This is a genomic window from Corallococcus llansteffanensis (assembly GCF_003612055.1).
Taxonomy (GTDB): Bacteria; Myxococcota; Myxococcia; order Myxococcales; family Myxococcaceae; genus Corallococcus; species Corallococcus llansteffanensis.
Genome location: NZ_RAWB01000821.1, coordinates 1 through 3,302 on the forward strand (window position 1 = coordinate 1; position 3,302 = coordinate 3,302).

The following is a 3,302-nucleotide window of genomic DNA, read 5'->3' on the forward strand; positions in this document are numbered from 1 at the left end:
GCTCGTTCCGGTCGGGATACTCCGACAGCTCCAGGCCCCGCCGCCGCAGCTCCTCCCGGACGGTGGCCATGCTCCCCAGCGTTTCACCCAACTTCTTGTCACGGGCCAGCAGCTGGACCACCTCTCGCAGCTCGTCGTCGAAGGTGGCGTGGACGATGAAGAGGGCGAACACCTCCGCCAGGGAGACGCCGTACTTCTCCGTCGCGGTGACGAGGAAGCCAGCGCGCTTGCGGCTGAGGACTTCGGAGGCCTTCACGTCGAGGGGGCCGAGCGCGCCCAACCGGACCGCATCCCAGTCCTTCAGGGACTCCACCAGACGGGCCATGTCCACCCCGCGCTGCATGGCCACGAACTCCGCAGGCGAGCCGCATGCCAGGAACGGGGCGAGCAACTCCCGACTGGAGGACAGGTATGGCCAGCCCGGAGGAGGGGCCTGGCCTCCGCAGAGGACCGCCTCCTTGTGGGTTGCCAGCTCAGGGCTCGAACTCCTCGCGACCGAGCCCTGCTCTCGCTTCGGTCCGCGTCGTCGGTTCAGCCGCGCTGACGCCTCCGGTTCCAGGGACGACGACGCTTCCTCCTCGAAAGCGCCACCCGTCGGGGTCCATGACGCCTCCGAGGAACTCTGCCCGTACACCCGTGGATCAGCGCTGAGCCGAGGGGACAGCGTGAAGCAGCCGGAGAAGAGCAGGAGCGCAATGGACAGCAGCACCCAGCGGCGCAGCAGGGAGTCAGCGCGCATTGTCGACTCCGATTCCGACCGAGGCGAAGGCCCCCGGGCGCAGCGTCCCCTCCGGTGTCGGGTACAGCAGCGTGCCGCCCTGGCCCAGGGCGTACAGCCTTCCCGCGAGGAAGCGCCAACGCACCTCGCCCGAAGTGAGGTAGCGAGTCCCCGGCTGGCGCAGGCCCACCGCGAGCCCGCGAAGGGCCACCTCGACGTTCCGGTGGAAGAGCTGCGCCGCCATCCTCATGTCCGCATCCACGCGGCCCCAGGTGAAGGCTTCCGCAGAGACGGAGAGGCGCAGGTGCCGCTGCACCAGATCGCCCAGGTGGACCGCGTCCCAGCTGACAATCGCCTCGCCAAAGGCGGAAGAGCCGTTGGGGAAGGAGGACTCGAACCGCGCCAGCTCGTAATCCGGGCCGAAGTGTCCCTGTCGGAAACCTCCGCGCTGAAGGCGCACCTCCAGCCGCGCCTGCAAGTCCAAGGTGGGCGACACCGCGTCCGCGCCCAGGCCGGCCACCGCGCCCCACGCGCCCACTTCTCCGGGCTGTCCTCCCCACCCTGCGAACACCTGCGCCTCGAAGCCGCTGTCGCGCCCCCTCCGCACCATCACCACGGCCGTGCCATCCACGTGCGCCAGTGTCGCCGACCGCGACCTGGCCCCCGCCCGTGCGCCATCGTGCACCGCTGAGAGCGACAGCGTGTAGCGCCCCGGCTGCGAGGACCGGCCAGCCAGGACGTGCTGCACGTCCAACGCGACCTCCGCCCCCATCAGGCGAGCCCCCAGCACGTCGGAGACAAACGCCTCGGTGTACAGGGGCCCCAGGCTGCCCGTCAGCACCGCGCCGGCCGGGTGGTAGTCCGGGTTGTTGCGATTGGAGTAGCGCCGCACCAAGTGCCCGGACAGCAGGCTGTAGCAGTCCAGGGAGCCTGCCCACAGCGCTACCGGTGAGGAGTCGTTGCCCACCGAGAACAGGCGCAACAGTTGCCCCCAGTCAGACAGCGTGTCCCAGTCTTCCTTGCGGACACGGCCCGCGCCCTCACCGCCGCCCCACAGTCGCAGCCGCACGGGAGCGCCCAGATTGAGGCCGAACTCCTCGCCACCATCCACCACCAGCCAGGGCTCCAGTTGAACGAAGCCCTCGTCCAGGCCCGTGCCACTCCGTGGCAGCAGCGTCAGCGTGGCCTCCAGACGGGTGAGGAAGTGCCACCGACGGTCCTCCACGGACGACGACGCCAGGCCGTCCTCTGCCCATCCCAACACAGGCAACACCAGACAAAGCCACACGACCCAGCCCCGCGTCTTCCGCATACACACCTCCCGTGATGTTCCCAGGGGGAGGAGGAAAGAACATGCGTCTGACGTTCTGCCTTGCAGCACTCGCTGCCCGCTCCACGATTCTACTCAGCGGACTTTCGGGCCCAGCTCAGCGATCGCCAGCGCGAACCCAGACATGATGCTCGACTTTGGTCCAGTTCTTCTGGGCCCCCGGTGACAGCGTAGCGTACCCCGGGCGTGACGTTTCCTCCTGGTATTTCAGGTACGCGTCCAGCGCCGTCTCCCCGTACGCCATGACGTACGCGTACAGGAACAGCTCCGTCGAATAGCCGTACTGGTCCGCGTTGCCCGGCTGTTCATACACGACAGCAATCAGCACGCCGCCGTTCTCCGGGATGTGCTTCTCCACTCCCGCCAGGATCTTGTCCAAGGCCTCCTGGGTCCGCTTGTAGTTCACGGCGGTGATCAACGCGCCCATGAGCCACTCGACAACAGCGCCGCTCCACTCGTAGGACTTCGCCGCAGGGACGACCCGGACCTCACTCGCCGTTCTGTGCACCGTCACCGACGTCACCTGGAGTGGGCGCTTCGGCAGCGCGGGCTTCAAGGTCTTCGCGGTCACCAGCGGTTTCGCCACGACCACGGCCCGCGGTGCCGTCAGGGGCACTGTCACCCGCTGCGCCTGCGGGGTCACGGGCTTCGTGGGCCCTACCAGCCGCGTCCCGCTCAGGATTGCCTGCCCCGACTTCTGGGTCTCTGCGTACCTCTGGCTCGGTTTGAACGACAGGTGCTTCAACTTCAGCTCCTGCACGTCGTCCGCGTAACGGATCTCCTGTGCCTGCAACGGCTGCCCCAGGAACGCCTCGTTCGCCTTCCCCACCTTCCCCATCAGCGCTTCGAACTCACCGCTGCGCTGATTTGTCTTCCCATCCACCAGGGCCAACCGCACGTAGGCGTAGCCGTACAGCTCCCCCCGCTTCTTCGAATAGATGTGGTCCACGTCGTGAGCCGCCAGCACGGGCCCGAAGGCGCTGATCCACGCGTTCCGGTAGCCGGGATACGTCGGGCTGACCCACAGCTGGAGGTCCCCCGCGTAGCCTCGCACCACCAGCACGTCCTTCGTCTGGTACCGCCCCAGCGACTCGCAAAAGCCGACGTACTTCTCCAGGGCCGCCTGGTCCTTCGCTGCGACGGGAATCCGAGGGTCGGTCTGCGGAGGGCTCACGGGGAGCAGAGAGCCAACCATGCCCCTCCCGCCCCGGGCAACACGGCGCGTCCGTGGGCCCCCACCCTAGCCCCAGAGCC

General features: G+C 68.1%; 2 protein-coding genes and 1 pseudogene. All 3 read right to left on the reverse strand.

Translation table 11 applies throughout. From position 1 onward, the window contains the following. Window positions 1-739 (reverse strand): annotated as a pseudogene (locus D7V93_RS47835) (hypothetical protein); the annotation flags it as partial. Next, window positions 729-2,030, reverse strand: coding sequence for a hypothetical protein (locus D7V93_RS40720; protein ID WP_120648383.1), 1,302 nt, complete (start codon window positions 2,028-2,030; stop codon window positions 729-731). The pseudogene D7V93_RS47835 and the gene D7V93_RS40720, both read right to left, overlap by 11 nt. A 115-nt stretch (window positions 2,031-2,145) precedes the next feature. Next, window positions 2,146-3,222 carry a hypothetical protein gene (locus D7V93_RS40725; protein ID WP_120648384.1) on the reverse strand — a complete coding sequence of 359 codons (1,077 nt, stop codon included), beginning with the start codon at window positions 3,220-3,222 and terminating at the stop codon, window positions 2,146-2,148. Window positions 3,223-3,302 lie beyond the last annotated feature (80 nt).

Coding starts and splice junctions, on each gene's coding strand:
- D7V93_RS40720 (WP_120648383.1), bottom strand. CDS start 2,030: ATGCGGAAGACGCGGGGCTGGGTCGTGTGGCTTTGTCTGGTGTTGCCT.